Genomic DNA, 22502 nt, shown 5'->3' with positions numbered 1-22502 from the left:
CACACACTCGGAAATCCATGCCAGGATAACATTGGTCTATGTCGCCGCGGTGGGAACCAGATCCCGATGTTCGCAGGGGAAGATCGGTGGTCTACAACCTTCATGCGCATTTGGTCTTCACGTCAAAGTACCGGCGCGGGCCGTTCACCGACGAGATCCTGCGCCGGTGCGAACAGATCATGTCCGACGTGTGTGCCGACTTCGGTGCCGAGCTGCGCGAGTTCAACGGAGAAACCGACCACGTGCACCTACTCGTGCACTACCCACCCAAAGTCGCGATCTCACGGCTGGTCAACAGCCTCAAAGGCGTCTCCGCCCGACACCTACGCCAAGAATTCCCCGCCCACATTCGCAAATACCTGTGGGGCGAGCACTTCTGGTCACCCTCTTACTTCGCCGGGTCCTGCGGTGGCGCACCACTGTCAGTGGTCAGGGACTACATCGAAAACCAGAAACGACCCAACTAGTCCAAGGTGCCAGCGCTACGCGCCGACACCACGATCAGGATGCGATTCCTCCCGGGCGTGAACGACCGGGGTTCCTCGCAAGATAACCGCTGAACTGCCGCCCTGGCTGGCCAGCCAGTGTTTCGATGGACATGTAATAGCCGCTTGCGCTGTAGGTTTTGCGGCCACCGGGCCTGACCACGAATCCGCAGCGTCCCGTCGTCGTAGACATGCTGAATACCCCAGTGGAAGGCCCGGGGTCCGTGGTCGATCTGGCCGTCGCCAGTGATGATCGACCCGTCGACCGTCTGGGTTAGCTCGTAGGTGGCGAACCCGAACGGGGACGCTCCAGCTCGACCGGCATGGCGTCAGCGCTTCCACGTGGAGATCTCCGACACGGCGACAATGCCAAACCCGGTTGGCATTGCCAAGTGTGCTCAAGGCCCACGCGGCACTCAGGCCGAGGTCGCGAAAAGAACCGGCTGCACGCGAGAGCGCATCCGGCAGATAGTCCGCGACGGCGCACCCGTGCCGGCGAATCGCGCCATACAAACACCAGAGCCGTGGCCCCACAGTCCATCCGAAGAGAACCGGACCGGCACCGGAGACCTCCCCCCTCCAATGGCCACGCCCTAACTTAGGGCGTAGGATGGAGTCGCGGGCAGGCAGAAGGCCACACCCCACCGGAAGGACCACGATCATGACCGCGACAGCAACCGCAACCGTATCCGCCGAAGCCCCCAACTACGCCACTGACGGCTCCCGGGGCTACCAGCTCACCATCACCGACGGACCCCGCCACACCACAGGATGGATCCGCATCGGCGACGACGGGCACACGGTCTACTGCACCATCAACGGCGCGCCGTGGCGGCCCGTCGGATCGGTCGACAAGGGTCTGACACCGGCCTGGGTCGCGACACACGCCGACGCTATCCTGCATCACCGCTGACCTCGCCTTATGTCCGACGCGGCGGGCATCCACAACCCCGGGGACATGAGTAAGGAACTCGCCCAGCATGACACCCGCAGACTTCAAAACGATCCGCGAATCACTCGGACTATCAGCCCAGTGGCTCGCCGACGCCGTGGGCGTCGACCAACGCACAGTCCGACGCTGGGAAGACGGCGCCCTGCCTCTGCGTACCGATGTCGTCGCTCTGCTCACCCAGCTCGACAAGCAGATGGACGCCGACGTCACCGACGAACTTGCTCGCATAACTGCCGAGCTCGCCCCGGGCCAGGGTGCCACTGATGTCGACCAGCTGCTGGCCTCAATGACCCCTCAAAGCTGGCCCACCACAACCGTCCCCCGCGTTGACGCCGACGTCGACGACCCATCCACGACGGGACGTCCGCTGCCCGCCGCGTTCTACCGCGCCGCGGCCGGACGGCTCCGATGGGCCCTGGATGGTCGCCTGCGAATCACCTACACAGCCGCTACCGGTAGCTAGGAAACCTGATGTCCCACTTCACAATCACTCACATGCAGTCCGGGCCGGAGGACCTGAGCACGCAGCTGCCCCGTACCGGGTCGACCGTGCGTCTGTTCGCCGGCGACACCTACTACGCGACCCTCGACGAACCGGTGTACTTCCGCCCAGATGAAGCGTTCCCCCTCGACCGCTGTGACCCTGATCTGCTCGGCCACGACGACCACGGCCCTTACCTGTGGATCACCGATGTCGTCGTGCACCCGCACACGCCCGGTCAGCGCCCGCACCGCGGGATGACCGACTTCCCCATGGCCCTGTCCTACGTCCTGGACCCGACAGCGGCCGCCGACGACACACTGGACACCACCAAGACCGCGGTCGTGGCCGTCGTCCTGATCGACGACGCCCCTTCCGCCGGACGGCCCACCGATCAGGTCCCCGATCCTGCTGCCGACACGCCGCTCCAGCAACCCCAGCCCGCAGACCCCGAGCAGCAGGCCGCCGGAGCCATGCGGGCACCCGAACAGCTCCAGGCGGATCACGAGCCGACCGTGCCCCTGCAGCAGCAGATCGACCACATCAAGGCTCAGCTGGTGACCATCGCCGGAGCGCCGCTACCCCTGGACTCCGCGACCCCCGCACATGTAAGACCCGACACCGAAGATCATCACGACGGGCCGTGCTACAGCATTGCCACAGTCGGTCCCGCTGGCACCCTATACCGCTACCGCACCCGAACCTTCCTACACGGCACCGTTACTCGCGAGACAACCGCAGTCGACGAACTGCTCTACTGGATCGCCGACGACCTCGCCCGCACCACGGCGTGGCGACGGGCCAGTGCCTCACCGGCTGCCGCCACCATGACCGAAGCAGAACGGATGCGACTCATCGCTATCCCGCTGTGGCACAGCTACATGTTCGCGATCCGCAAGGACTGGGGTTACATGACCAGCCAGGCCACCGCCGAGGCCACCAGGGACAAACAGCCCGTCCCCCACGCCGTCTGAACGCCTCTCGTCGACACCGCTCGTCAGGCGCCTGGTGAAGGCACCACCACGGCAGAGGTCCCGTGCTCCTCGGCCGGCAACGGCGTGCCGGCACTTGGCCCGGGCGCCGGTCCTGAACCCTGCCCGGCAGGCTGCGTCCCAGCGACGCTGGGCTCCGGGGCCACTGCCGGCAGCTCTGGCGCACCGTCACCCGCCGGCAACGGAGTGCCCTCGCTTCCACCCTCGATCGGGGTGCCCTGGCTGCCGCCCTCGACGGGGACGACTGCGCCGTCGGTGACCGGCGTGGTCGAATCCGCGGCCTCGCCCGCGGGGACCGCTTCTGTCTCGGCGCCAGCCGGCTCAGCAGCCACCGCGCCGCCCGCACCGGAGCCCGAGGACGCGCCCGAACCCGACCCGGACCGCGTCGCCGGCCGCTGCGGCACCGGTGGCGGCTGCACCCACACCGCCAGATCTGGCCCGCCCGCGTTGTACACCACGCTGTCGGGAGCGTCGCCGGTGACGTCGAAATAGATTGTGCCCGTGGTACTTTCACCCTGACCCAGGGTGGATGGGTTCACGCCCTGCGGCGTGGCTACACCAAACAGCACCCGGTAGGTCTGCCCACTCCGGGCCCGGGCGTTGAAGTTCGACACGATCGGGATGACCGATCCTTCGACTGCGGTGTCGGTCGCGGTGGCCTCCCACAGCGTCCCGACTACCGGGTACGGGATCACGTCGCTGCTGGGCTTGAGGTCGCTCACCGTCCACTCCTGCACCACGGTCCCGTTGACGAGCTCGGCGCCGGCGCCGAAGTGGTGAATCACCGCCTCCTCGGCTGCCGCGCTGGGCGCCATCGGCACACCGGCCGCCATGGCCATGGCCAGAGCGATCGACGCCATTCCGACGTTCTTCAATTTCCCGACCCTTTCGTTCTCTGTGCGCTGCAGATAAGTGCAGCTAATCATCTCCGTCCGGCAGGCTACCAGCGTGTACGCGGATCACCGCCCCCCGTGACGGGACTTCGGCGGCAGGTTCCGTTGTCGGGCCCACCACAGCGACTACTCAAACCCGTTCAGCTCCGACGAGATCGCTGCGACGGTGACCGAGGTCCGGGAGGTCTAAGCACGTTGTGGTCCCCGTGAAATATGCAAAGCCCGAGCGCCACAGTCGTCCGGCTGGGTCTCGGGCTCACTTCCTGAACGCTCACCGCGCCAGGCACTATCCAGCATAGCGGCTGGCGCGGTGAGCGTGGTAGTCGATCAGGAGATGGCGCGGTGCGCCATGGTCTCCACGGACTCGGTGATGCTGGTGACGCGCTTGACCCAGGTTTTCCAGTTCTTCGCCGATGGTATCGCGGCTACCGTTCTGCTGGCGTATGGCAACGAGGACAGCCTCGTTGATCTGGGCTGCCGCGATGGTGGCCTGGGCGAGGACACAGAGGGTGGACCATCGGACTGAGTTGGTTGGCGAGCAGTTCCAGCGCCCGCGCGAGGTCGGTGATGGCGTCGGCGTCGTTGATGAGCTGTTCGGCGGTTATCGGCCGGGTGGCGGGGTCGGGGAGGTGGGTTTCACGCCCACCGCACGAGCAATCACCGCCCACGACGCGCCGTTGCCTTTTGTTGAGCGAATGTGAGTGCGCTTGTTTCATCAGGCAGCCTCGCCTTGCGGTGAGGCGGTCCCCGTCTGATCCACCGGCTGGTGGTGCGGGGTTGACGTTTCATCGCCTGCTGCGTTGCCCGCTGGCGCGGGTTCGGTTTCATGCGTGGCTCCGCGTCCTGCCACCGGGCCACTCCCGGCGGGACTCTGTTCATCCACGGGTGTGGGTAGGTACGCCGAGTCGGGCGAGGTTGATCGCAGCACCGAGATCACGATCGATCCGGACACCACAGTGATCGCAGTCGAAGATTCGGTCGGCGAGGGTGAGGTTTGGCTTTCGCCTCCCACAGGCCGTGCATGTCTTCGATGACGGAAAGTACCGGTCGGCCTCCACCAAATGAGAGCCGTACCAACGGGTTTTGTAGCCCAGTATGCGACGGATCTCGGCCAGAGCAGCATCAGCTAGGGCTCGGTTGAGGCCCCGCTTGCGAGAACCGCCCTTGGCGCGCATGCCCGCGGCGTTCAGAGTTTCGACCACCACGACCTGGTGCTGCTGGGCCAGCGCGGCGGTGGCCTTGTGTAGTACGTCGTGGCGCACGGCCGCGGTGTGGGCGTGTGTGCGGCCAATCCGGGCCTGAGTGCGCCGCCACCGTTTCGAGGGCTGCCGGCGGGTCCGGGCCTGCGGATCATGGGGGCCCAGCTGGCGGGCGGCTCGGCGCTGCAGCGCCCTCAACCGGGACTGCGCGGCGGTCAGTGACTTCGGTGCAGCAACGCGGTCGATCTCGGTTCCCCCGGGAGTTGCCACGACAAGCAGACTGTCGGCTTTCACCCCGACGTCGACCCCGACAATCGGATGAGCTGACCGCCGTGCGTGCGCGGGTCCGGTCTTGGCGGCGACGATGGTCTGCAGGGCGCAATGCCAGCGCCCGGCACTGTCTTGACGCACAGTCGCCGACAAGATCCGCGCGGTTCCAGCCTCGATACGGGGGGCCAGCTTGCGGGTCGACTCATGGGTGCGCACCGCACCCAGCCGCGGCAACGAGACGTGGCGACGATCAGCCTCGATGCGGATCACACCGGTGGTGAACCGCACCGAGCGCGGGGCGCGGGCCGTTTTGAACCGTGGGAAACCGATCGCGCGGCCGGCCGCTCACCCTTGCGCAACGCCGGCAACGACCGCCTCACCGCGGGGGTCAGCCGATCCTCAGGGGTTCCGTAGCTGCGTTCGCCGGCCCGCTGATCCATCACCGCGATTCGCCTCGGTGAGTGGGGGTCGTCCATGAACTTCTGCCGTTTCTCGAGCAGTATCGCTTGCAAGCAATATCGCTTCGGAGTAATGTCGGTGGCGTGCTGATCGACTGGTCGAGTGAGTTCGACGCCTACCTCACGCGATTAGAGGAGTCGGATCAGGCTGACGATCAGCGCCGGCTTGATCTGCTTTACGCGGAGCTGGAAGTGCTTGCAGACCTCGACGGTGTGCCGACGGACGACACGGCGACCCTGAAGCGGGTTCGGCAGTCGCGCCGCTACCAAGTGTGGCGGGTGGCTCATCCGTTCGAGGCCGGGTTCGCGGTTCGGCTGATCGTGTGGTTCCCGTCGGATCGGGAAGTGGTCGTCGCTCTGTTCTCGGCCGACAAAGCGAACATGGGCGACGTGTTCTACGACAGCGTGGGTACGCGCGCAGACGCAGCGATCGATTCGTGGAAGATGCAAACCGACAGGGAGAGGCCCGGAGATGAGTGAGAAATTCGTGCGGGGCAACGATCGGTTAGCCAAGGCGCTCGCCGATCCTGAGCGGCGCGCACGGGTCGATGTGATCCGGACGCAGATGCGCCAGGCTGACCGTGCACACAAGATGGGCTTGGCCGCGGTGCGCCAGGCTGCGAACCTGACGCAGGTCGAGCTGGCGAATCGTATGGGGATCGGCCAAGCTGCGCTGTCTGGCTTGGAGAACCGGGAAGACTTGCTGTTGTCGACGTTGGCGAGTTACCTCGAAGCGGTCGGCGCGCGCGACGTAATGATTACCGCTCGGCTCGGAGATAACGTTGTCGAGCTTGCGCTTTCGTCTGGCGACATCGAACACGCGGCCTCTGTTGCGACAGATCCACCAACGCAGGCGTTTTGAGCCTCCTCCTTGTTGACGTCCTAGCGCGTGAGCACCTCAGATCAGCTGGTAGCTCAGCTGTCGCGCTGCTGAGGCGATCCGCACTGCAAGACCGGGATGGTTCAGCGGCAGCGACAGCACTGGCCGCGGCGGCACGGCCGCCGCGGCGGGCGCGAATAGCGCGACACAGTGGCGGTCGGAGAACCGGCTGTTGTAGAGGATGCCGTCGACATCAGGAAAGGCCTCGGCGATCCGGTGAGCCCAGCGCTGGGTGATTGAGTGCGGGCCGGTGGCAAGGGCGAATGTGCCGCCGGCTCGTGTCGGCCACGATCCGGCACTGTCGGCTGCCAGGTCGAGCAGCCGCAGCTCCCGTGTGAACCGCAGCGCCGTCAGGTAGGGCGCGCCGCGGAACCGGTCGATGGTGCGGTCAATCTGGAATGACTCGGCCAGCGCCGCAAGCGGTTCGGCGGCGCCGTACCAGACGCCGATCCCCGGGTGATCCCCTACCGGCAGTGGGTGCGGGTCGAACCGAAGGCGCGGCCCGTTCTCGCGGAACGCGTTCCAGGCCAACACATGTGCTCCGCTGGTGCGGTGGACGCGCCACCACAGCTGGTCGGTGGGTGCGGACCGGTACTCGTTGTCGCGGATCCCGATGGCGCGCAGCTCGGCAAGTGGTGGGGGGCCGGGCAGGCGTGCGGTCACACGGTGTACCAGTCGGCGTTGGCTGCGACAGCTGCGGCCTTGTCCACTTCGCCGCCGTCGCGCAGCCATTCGATCACTGTCCTGGGGCGCTCATGGAACAGGTCCGGTTGCGGGGTACGCAGGAAACCGGCCACGGCCACCGGATGCAGGTCAGCGGGGAGCTGCTTGAGCACCCGGTCGAGGCCGCGGACCTGCCGGATGGGGCCGCCATCATCGCCGGTTTCAAACTGCAGAATCGGAAAGACCCACGTCTGGCCATCGGGGATAGCCCACAGCTCGCCGGCGAGGCGTTTCTGCCGCACCCGCGAGGCGCTGATTCCCAGGCCGGTGGCGACCTCGTCGGCGGTGAAAGCGGTGACCGCCAGACGCGCTACCTCGCCGGCGACCTCGGTGCCTGCGGCCACGAACGCGTCCGGGTTTTCAACCAAGCCCGCCTCGTCGAGGAGTCGGGCTGCGTCTTCGGCCAGGGACGCCGCCCAGGGACGGGTGATGGGCAGGAATTTCAGTGCGTCGACGAACTGGGTCGTCGAGACCTCGAATCGCTCCTGCAACAGGCGTTCCAGCTCGTCAGTCGTTGACACCGTCCCACACCCCTAACGTTGATTAACGTCACTGTATATCCGTTAACTTTGGGTGTCGAGCGCAGCCCCGAGGTCACCTGTCCACGCTCGTTTACCCTGGCCAGGGCCACATCAACCTGCTCAACGGAAGTTTCTCGTATCATGTTGCATGAAGGAGGTGACCCCGATGCCCACCCGCTACGACCGCAGCGCAGCCCAGAACGCCCGCCAGGCGATCCTGGATTCCCTCAACCGGTTCTGGAAGCCGGCCGACCTCGACACCGCACCATCGACCGCACAGCACCTGCTCGCCGAGCTGGTGAACCAAGGGGAGCTTCGCCACCTCCGCAGAGGCCTGTACTGGCGCGGCCTCAAAACCCCACTGGGCATGGCCCCACCACAGCCGGACCTACTGGCCGCCGAGCTGGCCGGCGTGCCGGGCATCGGACCAGCCGGACTGTCAGCGGCCAACGCGCTCCAACTGTCCACCCAGATCCCCCGCCGCGGCGAATACGCCATACCCGCACGCCCCCCGGCCGACTACGAACTGGTGCGGTTCGCGAACCGCTCGGCTCGCCGCGGCCGCGCCGACGCCGCCCTGACCCCTATCGAAGTGGCCGCACTCGAAGTGCTCGACCGCTGGGATCAGGTGATCGAAGCAAGCCCTGATGCCGCGATGACGCGGCTCACCGAACTCATCGACGCCGGACGCCTCGACGCCGAGCGCCTGGCCGAGGCCAGCGACACCGAACCCGCGTCAGTGCGGGCGCGACTACGCCACCTGCTACAACGCACCGGCCACACCGAACTCGCCGACAAGGTGCGCCGCCCAGACCGACGCACCGCGGAGCGGGCACTGACCGGACTGACCAGAACCTGACATGGCACTCTGGCGCGAAGAGAATCCCGATGTCTTCGCCGCGACAATCGTTACCGCGGCCGAACAGCTCCGCGTGCAACCGCTGGCCGTCGAAAAGGACTACTGGGTCTGCGAGGTGCTGCGCACCATCGCCGCAAGCCACCGCGACGAGATCGTGTTCAAAGGCGGGACGAGCCTGCAGAAGCTGCGCATCATCAAGCGGTTCTCCGAGGACCTCGACCTGCTGGTGCTCGGCGAATTCCCCAACGTGCGCACCGCAAAGCGCGCGATGCTCACCATGTTGGAGACCGCGGCGTCGACGACGGGCGGCAACTACACCGACCGCAAGTCCGGCGGGCGGCTGGGAACCGCAACCCAGACCGCCCGGCTCGAGCTACCCCTCGATCACAGCGGTACCGCGAACGGGCTGGCAGACCCGACGTCAGTGCTCATCGAGCTCGGGCAGGCTGGCGGCCCGAACCCGGCACTGGACGGGACTGTGCGGTCGCTGCTGGCGCGCCAGTTGGCGGGGGCAGTCGATGACATTTGGGAGGATCTACGGCCATTCTCGGTGTCGATCCTTCACCCAGGACGCACGCTGATCGAAAAACTGCTGCGGGTCAACAACTTTGTCGTAGACCCGGCGCGACGAAACACCACTCACGGGCTGCCACGGATCGGTCGGCAGTTCTACGACATCTGGGCCCTGCTCGGGCACGATCTGGTTACCGAGCTGCTCGCCGACTCCGCGATGGTCCGCGACATCGTCGCCAGCGCCCTCGACGTCTCCGCACACCTCGACAACCCGGACCACCCCGTACCCGATGGTGGTTTCGCGGCCTCTGCCGCGTTCGATCCCGCCGGCCAGTTCGCCGAAGCCCTCCGACGAGAACATGATTCGGCCATGGATGCGTTCTTCTACGGCGACGATCCGCCGTCGTTCGACGACGTGCTCAACCGGGTACACGCCTGCGCCGAGCTGCTCGACCCCGCCCGCCACTGACACCAATCGCAGTGTCAGTTGCTTTAGGTGTAGGCGACGTGGACGGTGTGGATGCGGCCCTCGAACGGGAACGGTGCGCGTTCCCGGTAGTCCATCGACACCGGTGACCCGAGGCAGGTGCCGATGTCGAGGCAATCGTTGGCGGTGAACAGCAGCGGCGCACTCATCGGCACCTGGCCGGTGGCGATCGATTCACCGTTGCGGGCGATCGTGATGTCGAGCGGTCCGGCCGGGCGTGGATCGGCGTACCGGGTGGCCACGGTGAGTGTGACACGTCCCGGAGGGATCTTCTCCGTGGTGCGGATCTTGGTGCGCGACAGGATGAACAGGTTGTATTCGTAGCAGAGGTCGCCCTCGTCCATATAGACGGTCAACCCGCCGGCGCCGGAGCCGAGGGCGTAGAGGACGCCGTGGGCATTGGCGGGGATGTCGGCGTCGATGGTCACCGTGTTGTTCTTGTTCCCGAGGCTCGGTGCGCAGAACTCCGGCATCCGGATCATGTCGCCGGAGAACTCCCACTCGGTGAATGGCGGTGCGATCCGCAGCTCGGGGTGATAAACCGGCACCCACAGCCCGCCGCCGATCGGCAGCACCGCGTTCTTGGCGGCCTCGATAGCGAAGGTCTCGCGCATCTGCGCGAGTTTGTCGGGCATCTGCGCGGCGAGATCGTTGGCCTGGGTCCAGTCCTCGTCCAGGTGGTATAGCTCCCAGGTGTCCTGGTCCGGGGTCCAGGTGGCCATCCCGGGCGGCAGGCCCGGTATCCACGGCAGACGCGGCCCGACCGCGCCGGCGAACCAGCCGTCGTGGTAGATCCCGCGGCTGCCCATGATCTCGAAGTACTGGGTCTTCTTGCCGCCTTCGGCATTCCGGTCAACCAGAGTCTGCGCGAAACTCACCCCGGCCAGCGGAATCTGGGTCTCCCCGAACACCGTGCGCGGCGCCTCGATCCCGACCACCTGGTAGATGGTCGGCACGACATCGTTGCAGTGCAGGAACTGGGTGCGCGGCGTGGGGTCGGCGGCGACCTTGGCCGGCCAGCGCACCGCCAACGGGTTGCGGGTGCCGCCCAGGTGCGAGGCCATCAGCTTCATGCCCTTGTACGGGGTGGACCCGGCCCACGCCCACCCGGCGTGGTACTGGTTGTCCACCAACGGGGAACCCAGCACATCCAGCCCGCCCAGCTCATCCAGAGCGTCGATGTGCTGGCGCACGGTGGTCGGAATTCCGTTCTGCGCCAACAGCTCCGAGATGGTCCCGTTCTGGCCCTCACCGGAGGATCCGTTGTCACCCCAGATGTAGAGGAACAACGTGTTCTCGCCGTACCCCAGCGCGTCGAGCTCGTCGACGAGGCGCCCCACCTGCACATCCACGTGCTCGGCGTAACCGGCGGCGACCTCCATCAAGCGCCGCTGGAACGGCTTCTCATCCTCGGGGATATCCTCCCACGCCGGCAACTGCGGATCACGCTCGGTGAGTACTGCGTCCTGCGGGATCCAGCCCTTGTCCTTGGCCCGGTCGAACACCCGCTGCCGGTAGGCATCCCAACCGTCATCGAACTTGCCGGCGTAGCGGTCGGCCCAGTCCTTCATGATGTGGTGCGGGCCGTGCAGGCAGCCGCTGGCCCAATACATCATGAACGGCTTATCGGCGTTGAACGCCTTGTGCCGGCGCAGCCAGGAGATGGCGTCATCGGCCAGATCCTCCGACAGGTGATAGCCCTCCTCCGGAGTCTTCGGCGGGGCGACCACGGTGGTGTTGCGCACCAGGTTCGGCTCGTACTGTGAGGCCTCACCGGCGAGGAAGCCGTAGAAGTACTCGAAACCCAGCCCGGTGGGCCAGTTCTCGAACGGACCCGCCGCGGTCGTTTCCTCGGCCGGGGTGTTGTGCCACTTCCCGAACGCCGACGTCGCGTAGCCGTACTGCTTGAGCACCTCGGCCACGGTCGCACTGGAGCGCGGGATCTTGCCGGCGTAGCCGTCCCAGTCGTTGGCCAGCTCCGCGATCTGACCGTTGCCGATCTCGTGATGATTGCGGCCCGTCAGCAGCGACGCCCGGGTCGGCGAACACATCGCCGTGGTGTGAAAGCGGTTGTAGGACACGCCTTCGCCGCAGATCCGGTCCAGTGTCGCGGTGGTGACCTCACCGCCGAACGTCGACGGCAAACCGGGCCCGGCGTCGTCGATCAACACGATCACGATGTTCGGCGAATCCTCATGCAGATGCTTGGGGATCGCGCGCGGCTGGTACGTCGATTCCTGCAGCGTGCGGCCGGCGATACTGCCCGACGGCGTCGGTGGGAATGGCAACACCCCGCCGTCGGGCAACACCGGCGCCACAATCTGACCATCCAGCCGCTCAGACAACACAGCCCCTTCCTCAGGTACATCGTCGCAGCAGCACACCACCCTCGGGGCCCACCACGAACACGCAACGGTCCGGTCCCCCGACCCGGGCAACAACTTTGCACGACCCAGCAACGATTCGTCTTGACACTCTGAGACGAATATTTGACAGTTTGGGACATGGCGGTGATCCGGGGGACGGCGTTGACGGGTTTTCACGAGCTGGTCACCGAACTCGGTGGCGACAGTCACATCCTGGTGGCCGACGCGCACATCCCGTTCAACGACATCGGCCGCCACGACCGGTTCATCTCCCTACCCAACGGCGCCCGGCTACTCGAAAACGCCGCCGACATCCTCGACACCCCCGATTTCGCGCGGCGGCTGGCCCGCCGACAGGGCATCGAGATCCTCGGACCGGTCGGGCTGGCCGGCCGCAGCGCGGCCACTGTCGCCGAGGCATTCACGATCTTCGACAAGTTCATGGCCGCCTACAGCCCGTCGATCAGCGCCCGGGTCACCGCACACCTCGACCCCGACCTGAGACGCTTCGAGTTCGAGTACCTCCTCAACCCCCCGCCGCCGCAAGCCCAGGCCATCGAACTCTCACTCGGGGTCACCCTGCGGGTCCTGCGCCTGTTCCTCGGAGCGGCCTACCGTCCCGTCGCCGTACACCTGCCCCACCCCGCCCTCGGCCCCGCCGACGACTACGACACCTATTTCGGTTGCCCACCTGGCTTCTGCGAGCACGTCGCCGGGTTCACCGTGCGCACCGCCGACCTGCAACAGCCGTTGCCCAAAGACCGGCTGGCCCACCAAACCGCCATCGACTACCTCGCCGACACCGTCGGCGACTACACCCCGGCCACCAGCCAACTGGTACGCACCCTGGTGCGCCAGCTCCTCCCCACTGGTGCGGTCGGCCTACCCGACATCGCCCGCCACATCGGCCTGCACCCCAAAGCCCTGCAACGGCGCCTGGCCGCCGAAAACACCACATACGCTGAGCTGGTCGACCAAACCCGCCGCGACACCGCCCAACGCCTACTCCTAGACACCGCACTCAGCCTCGACCAACTCTGCCGCCAACTCGGCTACGCCGAACAAAGCGTCCTCACAAGAGCGTGCAAACGATGGTTCAACACCACACCCACCGCCTACCGCAACACCGTGGGACACCGCCAACCACACCACTGATGCCCAGGTGATCATTTGCCGCAGACGGGTCGCTTAGCATTGGGACCCGCTATTACGGTGGTATAGCATCTTTGCGCGGCAGCTACTGACGATAGCTGGCTCAGATTATTGCGCCGATCGCCGCCTACACCACACCCTTGTCGGCAGGTGATGGCGCCTGGCGCAGGCAAGCCGATCAGGGGGTTGGGGTTGCGCGGGGATCTTCGAAGCTTCCGAGTGTTCGGCCGGCACCTTGATGACTGGTGGCGAGAACCGGTCGACTACTCCGCGTACGTGCAGTACTTCGCTCGGAGGTCGCTGGCTGGCGCGATCCGCGTGATGATCGGTGCCGGCATCGGCCTGATCTCAATCATCACCGCGGCCGGGTTGTTGCCCGCAGTCGAACCCGCCTCAACGCCCCAACAGGTAGTCCTCATCACGTTCGCCACGGTGAATACCTTTTGGGCCGTGATGTGGTGCGTTCGCCCGTGGCCGACACGTCGACAATCACGGGCCTTTGTCATCTCATCAGATATCGGCATCGCTGCAATCGGACTGACCGGATCAAGTTGGCTCATGGGCCTATTCGCCCTGAACTGTTTCGCACTGATATCGGTGTACTTGATGTTCTTCGACGGACCCAAAGCGCTCACACTGCATACGGGCTTGATCTTGGTGACGACCGTAGCCTTTATCGCGCTGGCAAGCCGCGACGAAGCCCTCAGCGGAGCACTTGCCGGCCGGATCCTCGGGGCCGTGATACCGGTGATTGCGACGCCGCTGGGAATACAGTTCGGCATCCGCATGCTACGCACCGACGCCAACAAGTCTTCGATCGATGCGCTGACAGGGTTGTTGAATCGTCGCGGCCTGTACCTGCATTTCGGCGATCTCCTCGAAAGCAACGCAACATCCACCGAAGGCACGGTGACTGTAATCGTCGTCGACCTCGACCGGTTCAAAGACGTCAACGACACCCACGGCCACGCCGTCGGCGACGAGGTATTAGTCCGATCCGCCCGGCTGATTGCGGCTACCTCGGGCAGGCAGGCCTTGATCGCCCGAATAGGCGGCGAAGAATTCGCCATAATCGACACCACGACGCCTAGCCGCGGCGCCGAAACCGCCGAGGCGGTCAGGCGCGCGATCGCAGCGGGCGGACCTCCGGAAATCACAGCCAGTGTGGGAATCACAAGCGCCAACCGCACCGACTTCATCGCCTCCAACGAACGCCCGCAGCTGGTGCTCGACACAGTGATCGCACGCGCTGACCATGCGATGTTCTGCGCGAAACGCAACGGCGGCAACGCAACCCACCAACTGTAGCCGGTGCGGAGATCTCAGTCCTCCAGATCAGCCCAGATCAGTGCGTGATCGGAGGCGGCGTGTTGTTCGGCGGTCAATGTGTCGTACATTTTCCACGGCTTCCTGACTCGGGGGCCTCGCCACATCCCGGATCGGATGATGCCGCCGGCCACTACCCGCTCAGACAGCGCCGGCGACAGGAGGATGTAGTCGATCTTCGACGCCAGCGTGTGACCGGTTCCGAAGGTGCCGAGTCGCTCTCCGGGGTCGAATCCGTCGTGCTCGCTGATGTCTTTGAGGCCGGTGTCGAACAGTGGTTGCAGCGACGATTCGGGTTTGCCGTCCAGGGTTGGTGAGTCATTGAGGTCTCCGAGCACCGCTACCTGATCGAAGCCGTCGCGAACGAGCTGGGTGTAGATTTCGGCGATCCCCTCCGCCTGCCGGCGCCGCTGTTTGGCGCCGATCGGGTCGTCCTCGCTGTTGTAGCCTTTGGATTTCAGGTGGTTGACCAACACGACAACCGTTCGGCCGCTGGCCTCTTCGGTGATGTGGTACTCGGCGCAGTCCCGGGAGAACAGCCGACCGGAACCGTCGGGGTCGGGTTCGAAGATGTGTGTCCGAAAGTACGTAACTGGGTAGCTGGCGCGGTCACGGACCAGCAGACCGACGTCGATGCCGCGTGGATCGTTGCCGTCGAACAGCATGACCTGCTCGTAGGGTCGGCAACCGACCCGCTTGAGGAACGACTGTGCGAACATGTCGAGCGCGACGCGGTTGTCGGCTTCGACTACACCGACGATGTCGGCTCCGGAGTCCCGGATCACCATTGCCATGTGGTCGGTGGCGAGCTCGCTGACCGGCTCCGGGTTGAGGTCCAGCCAGCCCACCCAGTCCGCTCGGCCGGACGCCACGATCTGCACCGGCTTGGTTTTGTCGGTCGGCCTCCGCAGCAAGCGGCCGCGCAGCACCCGCAGCGTGACCAGGCTGACGTTGTCGCTCGAACGAAGCCCGAGCGCCCCGATTATCTCGGCCATCCGGCCCTTGTCGCCGCTGCTGTACACGTCCTTCGCGAACAGCTGGTTGAGCTCTGCGTGTAGACCGATGACGTCATTGAAACGGTCCGAACTATCGACGCGGGCGCTTGTGCGCACCGCTTCCTCGGTCCAGTCCTTGTCGCGGGCGAACACTTTCGGTCGCTCGAACATATTCTCAACGTTGTAAGACGCGATACGCATCGCTTCCCCCCGGATGCCCCGTGGGCGCCCCACAGCACCCCTGACGCTCAGCGTAGGACCAACAGTGCTCGTTCGGGAATGAACCGCGCACACCGCTGTCGACCAGTCAGCCAAGGAAGTCGCTCCGGCTCCCTACCCGGTGAGCAGCGGGCCCAGGCGCGGATCCCGCCACCACCGCTGGGGGTCCAGCGCCACACTGACCAGCACGGCCGCGGCGGGAACGCACGGCCCCACGAGTTGCATTGGCACACACTGGCTTCCGAATCCCAACGTCAATGCCCACCGCGGAAGATCAGGCGCATACTCATTGACCGCCGAGTAGTAGAACGACAGCCAACCATGCTCGACGGTGTTCACCATCAGCCGCGAGCTCGTGCCGATCACCATTGATTGCTGCTGATCCCGCCACCGCGAGACAGCGTCCCGTTTCGCGGCAACCTTGCGCCGGTGATTCACATATGCCGACGCGGCCAACGCCCCCGCCATCACCGCGGGCCGCCCGAACGCGACGAACCCATTCGTGGTGTAGCTGCCGTCGCCCCCATACAGCCGGGCATACTGCGCAGTCGCCGAAAAATAGACGCACTCATCGTGATCCAGCACCGGACCGAACACATCGATCTCCGGTGGGGCCTCCCCTAGCCGGAATGCCACCGCGCACGCCTGCGCGTAGGACCACCACCGAGCGTGCTCAGGCACCGGGACAGGCGTCGACGACGGACCTGCCCCGGGCCGCGCCAACCACTGCGACACCCCGTAAACCGCCTACATCAGCGCGGCCGCAGCCGCATATGTCATGTCTGCCAACGTCGCCCGCGTCGCCGCGCGCTGCGCCAACCACAGCACTTCCCAACCACGCAGCATCTGCTCGGCCGCAATCAGGTCATTGTTCCAGCCCTCATGCAGCGGCTCAGGTGCCGCGATCGGAGCCGTCATGATCTGCGCGCGGGTCCAGTGCATCTGTTGCTCGACGGCGTGCCAGACCGCTTCGCCGCCCGGGCGGCCGATCTGTTCGACAGCAGCTACCCGCAATGCGCGCCCACCGAAATTCTGGCTGTCGGCGTCGTGGACACCGAACGCCGCGTCGTGCGCCTGGGCGACGTGGTCGGCAAGGTCGCGGATCCGTGTCGCGATATCGGCCTCGGGGATGGCCTGGACCTGCGCCCACCACCGGTCCGGGGACGCCAACTCCAAACGGTGCCGCCCGTCAGGGTTGAGGACCGGATTCGGGCTGACAACGGTCTCATCATCGGCAGCCAACACCGTCCCGCGACCGAACAAACCCTGCAGCCCCAGCCACTTCCGGGCCACAACGATGCGCGGCTGCTCCTCGATCGCCTTCGCGTACGCCGCCAGCACCCGCGCCGGCGGCTTCATGCCGCGCCACAACTGCCGAGTCGCGTAGGGCACCGATTCGTCCAGCGAGGCCACCGTCACCCCGTCGGGCATGTACACACCGGGCGGGATCCACGACAAGCCTTCACGCGATGCCACCACGAATCGGGCGGCAGTCTCGCCGGGCTGCTGGAACATCGCGCACGCCCACTCGCACACCACACCGACTGCAGGGTCGTTCAGCGCCGCCACGAGCACAACGGCGGCGTTGAACTCATCACTGGTCCGCAAGCCCTCCCCGACCGCAGTCGTGCCCATCTTGGCCAGCTTGGCCGCCACGTTCTGCCCACCAAGGCCCATCACCGGGGGCGGCTGCGCAGGCGCTGGCGCGGCAGGAGCCGGCGCAACCGGAGCGGCCGGGGCAGCTGGCGGAGGCGCAACGCTGGGCGTTCCCGCAGGCGGCGGGGCAGTCATCGGCATCGGCCCAGCCGCCGCCGGCACACCCCCCATCGGCGCGGCACTCGCCGCAGGAGCCGCCGGCGCTGCGACGGGCCCCGCCGAAGACGACGTCGGCGCCGACACAGCCGAAGAAGCCGGCGGCGGACCCGCCGGAATCGTCGAACCCGGCACCGGCTTGAACGGCTGCGCACCAGCAGCAGACGCACCCGAAGCCACCGTCGACGGCGACGCTGACGAAAACCCTTGTCCCACACCATTCAAGAACTGCTGCGTAGGCGTCGGGGCAGCGGGCGCCGACGGAGCACCCCCACTGGACAGCCCGGACAACCCGCTGCCACCGCTGGACACGCCACCAGGAGACGACAACCCCGATCCACCAGCAGACGACAGACCGCCACCGCCGCTCATCTTCGGCATCGCACCACTCAAGCTGCTCGCAGACCCGCCACCACTCGCAGACGGCGCACCCATCGAAGGCGGCATCGCGACAGGAGAAGCCGCGGACTCAGGAGCCGTGATAGTCGGGTGACCGGACGCCGATCGATCGCCAAAGGCCAGAGGATCCGCACCCCCCTCTTCCGTACTACTGGGCGCGGAATCCCTTGACCCCGATTCGCCGCGCTCGGACCAGGTCTCCGGTTGTTCCGATCGTTGGACTTCCGAAAACTGTTCACTCTTTGCGTCGGATTCGACATTCCCGGTCGTATCCTTGTCACCCCAGCTCAGCGGCTGGACGCCCATTCCATTTCCGGCTGGCGGTGCGCCTTTCCCGGGGGCTGGGCCGTTGTGTGTGATTGGGGTGAGGCCTGGAGTGGCGGGTGCCGTGGGTGTGTAGATGCCGTTGTACATCGCCCGGATGTCGCTCTTGGCCTCGTTGGTTATCTGTTCGATCTCGTTGCGCAGCTGCTGGATTCGCATCGCGCGGATCTCGGGACGCAGACTTGCAGCCTGCAATGCCGCGATCTCGGCTTCCTTGGCGGCGATCAGGGCTTCTGCCACACCGACCGTGACGGTGATCTGCACTTTGGCCATCATCACGGCTTGGGCGACCACAGCCGTTTCGCCACCGGCTTTCCCGAGTGCGGCAGACAGATCTGCGGCCATTCCGCCGACCTTGAAAGCTACCTCCACCTGCTTCTCAAAGCCTTCTGGTAGCAGGCTGTTGTAGGCGTTGCCGTCGGTGTACGCCTTCTGCTCGGCTGTCTGCGATGCAGTCCCAGCCCCCGCGAAGGCGGTGCTGAGCGTGGCTAAAGCCACCTCGTCGATCGATGGCCAGTTATCACCGATCAGATCATTCGGGCTGGGCGGACGCTCAAGCATTGATCACCTAGTCGCATTGCAGTAGCTGTTCACCGCGTTCCCAAAGTCGGTCGAGGCCGACCACAGCGCCTTGTCGGTTGAAGGCACATAGTTTGGAAGGCGCTCGGTGAAGGCCTCCTGGTACGACGCGCTCAGCCCGAGAAGGGTCCTCAGCGCGGGATCCTCCGTCTTGTCTGCAAGCCTTTGAAGATCGACGACCTCAGACCGTAGGACTGGGATTACTGCCAGGCTTGTCCGTCGTTGTTCAGCAGTCCACTGACTGGCGGGAACGTTCGCGTCGGTCTGGACCCAATCCGCGCGCTCCGCGCGGTAACGATCGTTGAGGGCGCCCCATTCGTCGCAGACGGGGTCGATAGTTGCGGGGACGCCAGGAAGCTCCTGTGTCGGCGCCGTCGCGGTGATGGTGACGGGTGCGGGGGCGGCTGTGGTGGTGTTGCGGTTGCCGGATCCGATGAGTCCGCCGATCACGCCGCCGATGAGGAGTGCGATGGCGGCGGTGATGCCGGCGACGGTCGGCAGTTGGCCGTTTCGACGCTTCGGGGACCGTGTGAGTGGGGCTCCGGCTGTGAGGTCTGGGCGCTGGAGGAGGTCGCGGACTGCGGCGTCGATCGCGTCGGCTGGCGCGCCGGCGTCTGTCATCTGCTTGACGGTGCCGGCTAGTGCGATGTGGTGGGGGTTGTAGCGGGGGCCGTTCGGGGTTTCGGTGTGGGGGATGAAGCGCAGGACGAGGTCGGGGCGTAGCCCGGTTTCGCGGGATACTTCGTCGGCGGTCTTCCATGGCCCGGTTGCCGGCGACTGGGTGGCGAAAGTCGTCATATGGTGTACGTCCCTCCGCTTGATTGGATGACGGCGGCGCCCTCGCGGTCGGCGGCGTCGACTCGGCGTGGTGCTGCGACCATGCCTTCGCGGGCCTGGTCAAGGCTGGTGTTGTAGGTGGTGATGTCGGTGCTGATGGCGGTCACGAATGATTGCAGTTCGGTGGCGATCGCGGCGCTCTTGGTGTCGGCGCCGGTCGGGACGTCGGGGAAGTCTGAGGATAAGTGCATGCCAACGCTGGCGCCGGCCTGTGCGCCTGCTGCGGTCTCTCCTCGAATAGCCATTGCTCCCCCTACGGTTTCTCCTTGCGAATTCAGTCTAAAGGTTTGCCTGGGTTCTCGACAGAGACGACGTCGTTGGGGAGGCGGGCACGTATTCGCTGGTCGCGGGTGCCGTTACGGCGGCGGATGGTCGATCAGGTGATGCACCCTGGGCAGTTCTCTTATTTTAGCTTTAATGCCATAACTTATAGTAAGGCTGTTGATTGTTGTACGTTGCCGCCGAAAGGTTGTCTATGGACTGGCCGGCGCACTCCACGGCGAGCCGCCGATGGACTCTGCAGGGCCGGCACGGCAACCGCGAGGACCGGTTGCTGACCGAGGTCGAGGTGCAGATCCCTCCGCTGATCGCGACTCTGCCTGTCGCTGTCACCGGCGACACAGCGCGCAGCCACGAAGACGCGGTCATAGCGGTGACGCGACTCGACGCCGGGTTCGGCCAGCACCTGGCACCTCTAGCCGATTTCTTGGTTCGTAGCGAGTCCGTGGCTTCTTCGAAGATCGAGCAGGTCGACTCAGGCTGGCACGCGTTCGGCCGGGCAGTGGCCGGCGCGAAAGCCAGCGCCGAGGCACAGTCTCAGCTTGGGGCTGTGCACGCGCTGCTGGCGTTGGTCGATGCCGCCGTGTCCGGGCCGATCGAGGCGGCGGCGATCCTGGAGGCGCACCGGCTGCTGATGGCGCCCGATCCGTATGCGGACCGTCCAGGCTCGTACCGCAGCGTGCAGAACTGGGTGGGCGGTAGTGATTACTCACCGGTGGGCGCGCTGTTCGTTCCGCCGCCGCCTGAGATGGTGTCGGGTTTGATGGCGGATCTGATGGCTTTCGCCGGGCGGACCGATATTCCGATCCTGGCTCAGGCTGCGATCGCGCATGCTCAGTTCGAGTCGATACACCCGTTCTTCGACGGCAACGGCCGGGTGGGCCGGGCGTTGATTAGTGCCATCTTGCGTCGTCGGGGGCTGACCGCACGGGTCACTGTGCCGATGGCTTCGGCCATGCTTGCTGACACCGACCGCTACTTCCGCTGTTTGACCGAGTACCGCCGCGGCGGGGCCGAGCAGTTCGTGGGCTATGTGGCGGATGCGGCGGTACACGCCAGCGAGGCGGCTGCAGAGTCTGCGGCACGCCTGGCTGTGTTGCCCGAACGTTGGCGTGAGATCGCGCGGCCGAGGGCGAACTCAGCTGACGAGGCGCTGATCGAGCGACTTCTCGACGTGCCGATATTCAACGCTGATACAGCGCAGGCTATGACCGGGACGACGGAGGCCAGCACCTATAAGGCGTTGAGTCGGCTCACCGATGCTGGTGTGTTAGAGCTGCTTTCGACCGGAAAGCGTAATCGGGTCTGGGCTGCCAGCGACGTCCTCACCGAGCTGGATGCGCTCAGCGAGGCCGTCCGGCGGCGCAGCGCTTCCGGCTAGTTTTTCCCCCGAGGGCCCCGGGGCCGAGCCGGGGCGCGTCGCTGCCGCGGCCGCCGCTGCTTCTTTCCGTGCGCGTGGTGCTCACCAACCGTTGAGGGCGTCAAGGACTAGCCAGCTGCCGCCCGTTCCGGATCCTCCGGCACCGAGTAGGACGGCCGCGACGAGAAAGGTCCTGCGGATTCGTCGAACCAAGCGCAGCAGTGCGACTGCGGCCAGTAGCGCCGCGATTCCCAGTAATGTCGGTCCCTGCCTGGCGAGAGCGTCGAGCAGGTCAGCCATGGCGCCGTCTCCTGTCTGTGCCTCGGCGGGTAGGGGGGTCGACCGTGATGGCTACGAGGACGTACAGCCAGCCGGCGGACACACCAGTTCGCCTGACAGATATGTGCGGGAGCACCCATAGCGGTGGTCCAGTGTTGCAGTGCAAGAAAAGATTTGGCCGCCTGAGGGGGATGCGCCAGGTTCGATTGGTCTGGCCGTCCTGGGTTCGAAGGCGGAGCCGGCGTGCGTGGTCGAGGTCGCTGTCGGTGAATCCTGCTGTTCGCGCAGATTTGAATGTTGCGCGTTGGCCGCTCGGTGAAATGATGGTCATTTCGGTGCGGTCCGGCGTGACTTGCAGGGTGTTGTTTCCCACTGCTATTGGGGTCCCGTGGATCGGTCGGCGTGGCCGTAGAGCCATTGTTCGCGGGCCTCTTCGTGGCGGGCCTGGGCGGCGAGCCGTTGGCGGCGTAGGTCGCGGATGCACCGGCGGGTCAGGCGGCGGCCGCGGCGGCCGCGGGGGCGGGCGTCGGCGAGCGCTTTGAGCTGCGCTGCGGTGAGTCCGGCTGGGGCGCCGGTGGGTTTGTCGTGGGCGGTAATGACGATGTTGCCGCGCAGCAAGGGGATGTCGCGTGCTTCGAACTCAGTGTAGGCGGCGAAGATTTCGGTGGCCGGCATGTTGACGCGGTGGTGGTTGGGCCGGGTCGAGGGGGTGAACCAGAAGTCGATTTGGCCGTCGCTGCTGCTGAGTGATTCGAGATCGGTGTTGCGCACGAGGTGTGCGATTGTCTCGGTTCCGTTGAGGTCGACGATGTACAGACAGCCGTTGTGGCTGGCATGTAGTGCTTTGAACACGGTTCCCCTT

General features: G+C 65.9%; 28 protein-coding genes. 16 read left to right on the top strand and 12 right to left on the bottom strand.

Going from position 1 to position 22502, the window contains the following annotated elements:
* Positions 1 to 38: 38 nt before the first annotated feature.
* The 5 genes from tnpA (at position 39) to ACNUDN_RS28620 (ending at position 2892) form a co-directional block, all read left to right on the top strand.
* A complete protein-coding gene (gene tnpA / locus ACNUDN_RS28640; protein ID WP_011896214.1) occupies positions 39 to 467 on the top strand; it encodes an IS200/IS605 family transposase in 429 nt (142 codons plus the stop codon).
* 384 nt (positions 468 to 851) lie between these two features.
* Positions 852 to 1082, top strand: a complete 231-nt coding sequence (locus tag ACNUDN_RS28635; RefSeq protein WP_371411341.1) for a sigma factor-like helix-turn-helix DNA-binding protein — start codon at positions 852 to 854, stop codon at positions 1080 to 1082.
* A 64-nt stretch (positions 1083 to 1146) separates the two neighbouring features.
* A complete protein-coding gene (locus tag ACNUDN_RS28630) occupies positions 1147 to 1398 on the top strand; it encodes a hypothetical protein (RefSeq protein ID WP_041801116.1) in 252 nt (83 codons plus the stop codon).
* A 67-nt stretch (positions 1399 to 1465) separates the two neighbouring features.
* A complete protein-coding gene (locus tag ACNUDN_RS28625; RefSeq protein ID WP_011896216.1) occupies positions 1466 to 1900 on the top strand; it encodes a helix-turn-helix domain-containing protein in 435 nt (144 codons plus the stop codon).
* Positions 1901 to 1932: 32 nt separating this feature from the next.
* On the top strand, positions 1933 to 2892 hold the full coding sequence (locus ACNUDN_RS28620; protein ID WP_041801117.1) for a hypothetical protein: 960 nt from the start codon (positions 1933 to 1935) through the stop codon (positions 2890 to 2892).
* A gap of 23 nt (positions 2893 to 2915) precedes the next feature.
* On the opposite strand, the gene ACNUDN_RS28615 is transcribed toward ACNUDN_RS28620, so the two are convergent.
* Positions 2916 to 3770: a DUF1942 domain-containing protein gene (locus ACNUDN_RS28615; protein ID WP_041801118.1), complete on the bottom strand. Its 855-nt coding sequence runs from the start codon at positions 3768 to 3770 to the stop codon at positions 2916 to 2918.
* A 343-nt stretch (positions 3771 to 4113) separates the two neighbouring features.
* Between ACNUDN_RS28615 and ACNUDN_RS28610 the strand changes: the two genes are divergently transcribed.
* Both ACNUDN_RS28610 and ACNUDN_RS28605 read left to right on the top strand, forming a co-directional pair.
* Complete coding sequence (locus tag ACNUDN_RS28610; RefSeq protein ID WP_041801119.1) at positions 4114 to 4329, top strand: hypothetical protein; 216 nt, start codon at positions 4114 to 4116, stop codon at positions 4327 to 4329.
* The gene (locus ACNUDN_RS28605; RefSeq protein ID WP_158022123.1) at positions 4313 to 4504 is read left to right on the top strand and encodes a hypothetical protein; all 192 of its coding nucleotides are present in this window, start codon (positions 4313 to 4315) and stop codon (positions 4502 to 4504) included. Before ACNUDN_RS28610 ends, ACNUDN_RS28605 begins: the two co-directional genes overlap by 17 nt.
* A gap of 174 nt (positions 4505 to 4678) precedes the next feature.
* On the opposite strand, the gene ACNUDN_RS28600 is transcribed toward ACNUDN_RS28605, so the two are convergent.
* Positions 4679 to 5560 carry an RNA-guided endonuclease TnpB family protein gene (locus ACNUDN_RS28600; protein WP_011896220.1) on the bottom strand — a complete coding sequence of 294 codons (882 nt, stop codon included), beginning with the start codon at positions 5558 to 5560 and terminating at the stop codon, positions 4679 to 4681.
* A 254-nt stretch (positions 5561 to 5814) separates the two neighbouring features.
* Here ACNUDN_RS28600 and ACNUDN_RS28595 point away from each other — a divergent pair, with 254 nt between their 5' ends.
* The gene (locus ACNUDN_RS28595; protein WP_041801120.1) at positions 5815 to 6210 is read left to right on the top strand and encodes a hypothetical protein; all 396 of its coding nucleotides are present in this window, start codon (positions 5815 to 5817) and stop codon (positions 6208 to 6210) included.
* Positions 6203 to 6592 (top strand): helix-turn-helix domain-containing protein, encoded by a 390-nt coding sequence (locus ACNUDN_RS28590; protein WP_049777512.1) that lies wholly within the window; start codon positions 6203 to 6205, stop codon positions 6590 to 6592. The genes ACNUDN_RS28595 and ACNUDN_RS28590 overlap by 8 nt, the downstream gene beginning before the upstream one ends.
* Positions 6593 to 6628: 36 nt before the next feature.
* On the opposite strand, the gene ACNUDN_RS28585 is transcribed toward ACNUDN_RS28590, so the two are convergent.
* The gene (locus tag ACNUDN_RS28585) at positions 6629 to 7273 is read right to left on the bottom strand and encodes an RES domain-containing protein (RefSeq protein ID WP_011896223.1); all 645 of its coding nucleotides are present in this window, start codon (positions 7271 to 7273) and stop codon (positions 6629 to 6631) included.
* Positions 7270 to 7854 (bottom strand): hypothetical protein, encoded by a 585-nt coding sequence (locus ACNUDN_RS28580; protein ID WP_011896224.1) that lies wholly within the window; start codon positions 7852 to 7854, stop codon positions 7270 to 7272. The genes ACNUDN_RS28585 and ACNUDN_RS28580 overlap by 4 nt, the downstream gene beginning before the upstream one ends.
* A 148-nt stretch (positions 7855 to 8002) precedes the next feature.
* Here ACNUDN_RS28580 and ACNUDN_RS28575 point away from each other — a divergent pair, with 148 nt between their 5' ends.
* A complete protein-coding gene (locus tag ACNUDN_RS28575) occupies positions 8003 to 8713 on the top strand; it encodes a hypothetical protein (RefSeq protein ID WP_233211399.1) in 711 nt (236 codons plus the stop codon).
* 1 nt (position 8714) lies between these two features.
* Positions 8715 to 9695 (top strand): nucleotidyl transferase AbiEii/AbiGii toxin family protein, encoded by a 981-nt coding sequence (locus ACNUDN_RS28570; protein ID WP_011896226.1) that lies wholly within the window; start codon positions 8715 to 8717, stop codon positions 9693 to 9695.
* A 23-nt stretch (positions 9696 to 9718) separates the two neighbouring features.
* Here the strand turns inward: ACNUDN_RS28570 and ACNUDN_RS28565 are convergent, their stop codons facing one another.
* Positions 9719 to 12061, bottom strand: a complete 2343-nt coding sequence (locus ACNUDN_RS28565) for an arylsulfatase (RefSeq protein WP_011896227.1) — start codon at positions 12059 to 12061, stop codon at positions 9719 to 9721.
* A gap of 156 nt (positions 12062 to 12217) precedes the next feature.
* Here ACNUDN_RS28565 and ACNUDN_RS28560 point away from each other — a divergent pair, with 156 nt between their 5' ends.
* Together ACNUDN_RS28560 and ACNUDN_RS28555 are read left to right on the top strand one after the other, a co-directional pair.
* Entirely contained in the window at positions 12218 to 13234 is a 1017-nt protein-coding gene (locus ACNUDN_RS28560) for an AraC family transcriptional regulator (protein ID WP_431961265.1), read from the top strand.
* Between the two features lie 216 nt (positions 13235 to 13450).
* Positions 13451 to 14539, top strand: coding sequence for a GGDEF domain-containing protein (locus tag ACNUDN_RS28555; RefSeq protein WP_419125366.1), 1089 nt, complete (start codon positions 13451 to 13453; stop codon positions 14537 to 14539).
* A 14-nt stretch (positions 14540 to 14553) separates the two neighbouring features.
* Here ACNUDN_RS28555 and ACNUDN_RS28550 read toward each other — a convergent pair whose 3' ends face one another.
* The 3 genes from ACNUDN_RS28550 to ACNUDN_RS28540 form a co-directional block, all read right to left on the bottom strand.
* Positions 14554 to 15723 (bottom strand): endonuclease/exonuclease/phosphatase family protein, encoded by a 1170-nt coding sequence (locus tag ACNUDN_RS28550; protein ID WP_158022124.1) that lies wholly within the window; start codon positions 15721 to 15723, stop codon positions 14554 to 14556.
* 162 nt (positions 15724 to 15885) lie between these two features.
* Positions 15886 to 16452, bottom strand: coding sequence for a hypothetical protein (locus tag ACNUDN_RS28545; RefSeq protein WP_419125367.1), 567 nt, complete (start codon positions 16450 to 16452; stop codon positions 15886 to 15888).
* A gap of 66 nt (positions 16453 to 16518) precedes the next feature.
* Positions 16519 to 17427: an EspK C-terminal domain-containing protein gene (locus ACNUDN_RS28540; RefSeq protein WP_049777516.1), complete on the bottom strand. Its 909-nt coding sequence runs from the start codon at positions 17425 to 17427 to the stop codon at positions 16519 to 16521.
* On the opposite strand from ACNUDN_RS28540, the gene ACNUDN_RS28535 reads away from it, so the two are divergent.
* Positions 17417 to 18076: a hypothetical protein gene (locus ACNUDN_RS28535; protein WP_419125368.1), complete on the top strand. Its 660-nt coding sequence runs from the start codon at positions 17417 to 17419 to the stop codon at positions 18074 to 18076. The genes ACNUDN_RS28540 and ACNUDN_RS28535 overlap by 11 nt on opposite strands.
* A gap of 110 nt (positions 18077 to 18186) precedes the next feature.
* Positions 18187 to 18702 carry a hypothetical protein gene (locus ACNUDN_RS28530; RefSeq protein ID WP_419125369.1) on the top strand — a complete coding sequence of 172 codons (516 nt, stop codon included), beginning with the start codon at positions 18187 to 18189 and terminating at the stop codon, positions 18700 to 18702.
* Positions 18703 to 18870: 168 nt separating this feature from the next.
* Here ACNUDN_RS28530 and ACNUDN_RS28525 read toward each other — a convergent pair whose 3' ends face one another.
* Together ACNUDN_RS28525 and ACNUDN_RS28520 are read right to left on the bottom strand one after the other, a co-directional pair.
* Complete coding sequence (locus tag ACNUDN_RS28525; protein ID WP_011896233.1) at positions 18871 to 19683, bottom strand: ESX-1 system-associated protein; 813 nt, start codon at positions 19681 to 19683, stop codon at positions 18871 to 18873.
* The gene (locus ACNUDN_RS28520) at positions 19680 to 19967 is read right to left on the bottom strand and encodes a hypothetical protein (protein WP_011896234.1); all 288 of its coding nucleotides are present in this window, start codon (positions 19965 to 19967) and stop codon (positions 19680 to 19682) included. Before ACNUDN_RS28520 ends, ACNUDN_RS28525 begins: the two co-directional genes overlap by 4 nt.
* A 230-nt stretch (positions 19968 to 20197) precedes the next feature.
* On the opposite strand from ACNUDN_RS28520, the gene ACNUDN_RS28515 reads away from it, so the two are divergent.
* Positions 20198 to 21382: a Fic family protein gene (locus ACNUDN_RS28515; protein ID WP_011896235.1), complete on the top strand. Its 1185-nt coding sequence runs from the start codon at positions 20198 to 20200 to the stop codon at positions 21380 to 21382.
* Between the two features lie 81 nt (positions 21383 to 21463).
* Here the strand turns inward: ACNUDN_RS28515 and ACNUDN_RS28510 are convergent, their stop codons facing one another.
* Both ACNUDN_RS28510 and ACNUDN_RS28505 read right to left on the bottom strand, forming a co-directional pair.
* Positions 21464 to 21661, bottom strand: a complete 198-nt coding sequence (locus ACNUDN_RS28510) for a hypothetical protein (RefSeq protein ID WP_081437727.1) — start codon at positions 21659 to 21661, stop codon at positions 21464 to 21466.
* A 354-nt stretch (positions 21662 to 22015) separates the two neighbouring features.
* Positions 22016 to 22492, bottom strand: a complete 477-nt coding sequence (locus ACNUDN_RS28505; protein WP_011896236.1) for a hypothetical protein — start codon at positions 22490 to 22492, stop codon at positions 22016 to 22018.
* Between the last annotated feature and the right edge of the window lie 10 nt (positions 22493 to 22502).

Origin of the sequence: Mycobacterium sp. smrl_JER01, from assembly GCF_048513595.2 — a bacterium.
Taxonomy (GTDB): Bacteria; Actinomycetota; Actinomycetes; order Mycobacteriales; family Mycobacteriaceae; genus Mycobacterium.
The sequence above is the reverse complement of the archived record's forward strand: the minus strand, read 5'-3'. Positions and strand labels throughout refer to the sequence as shown.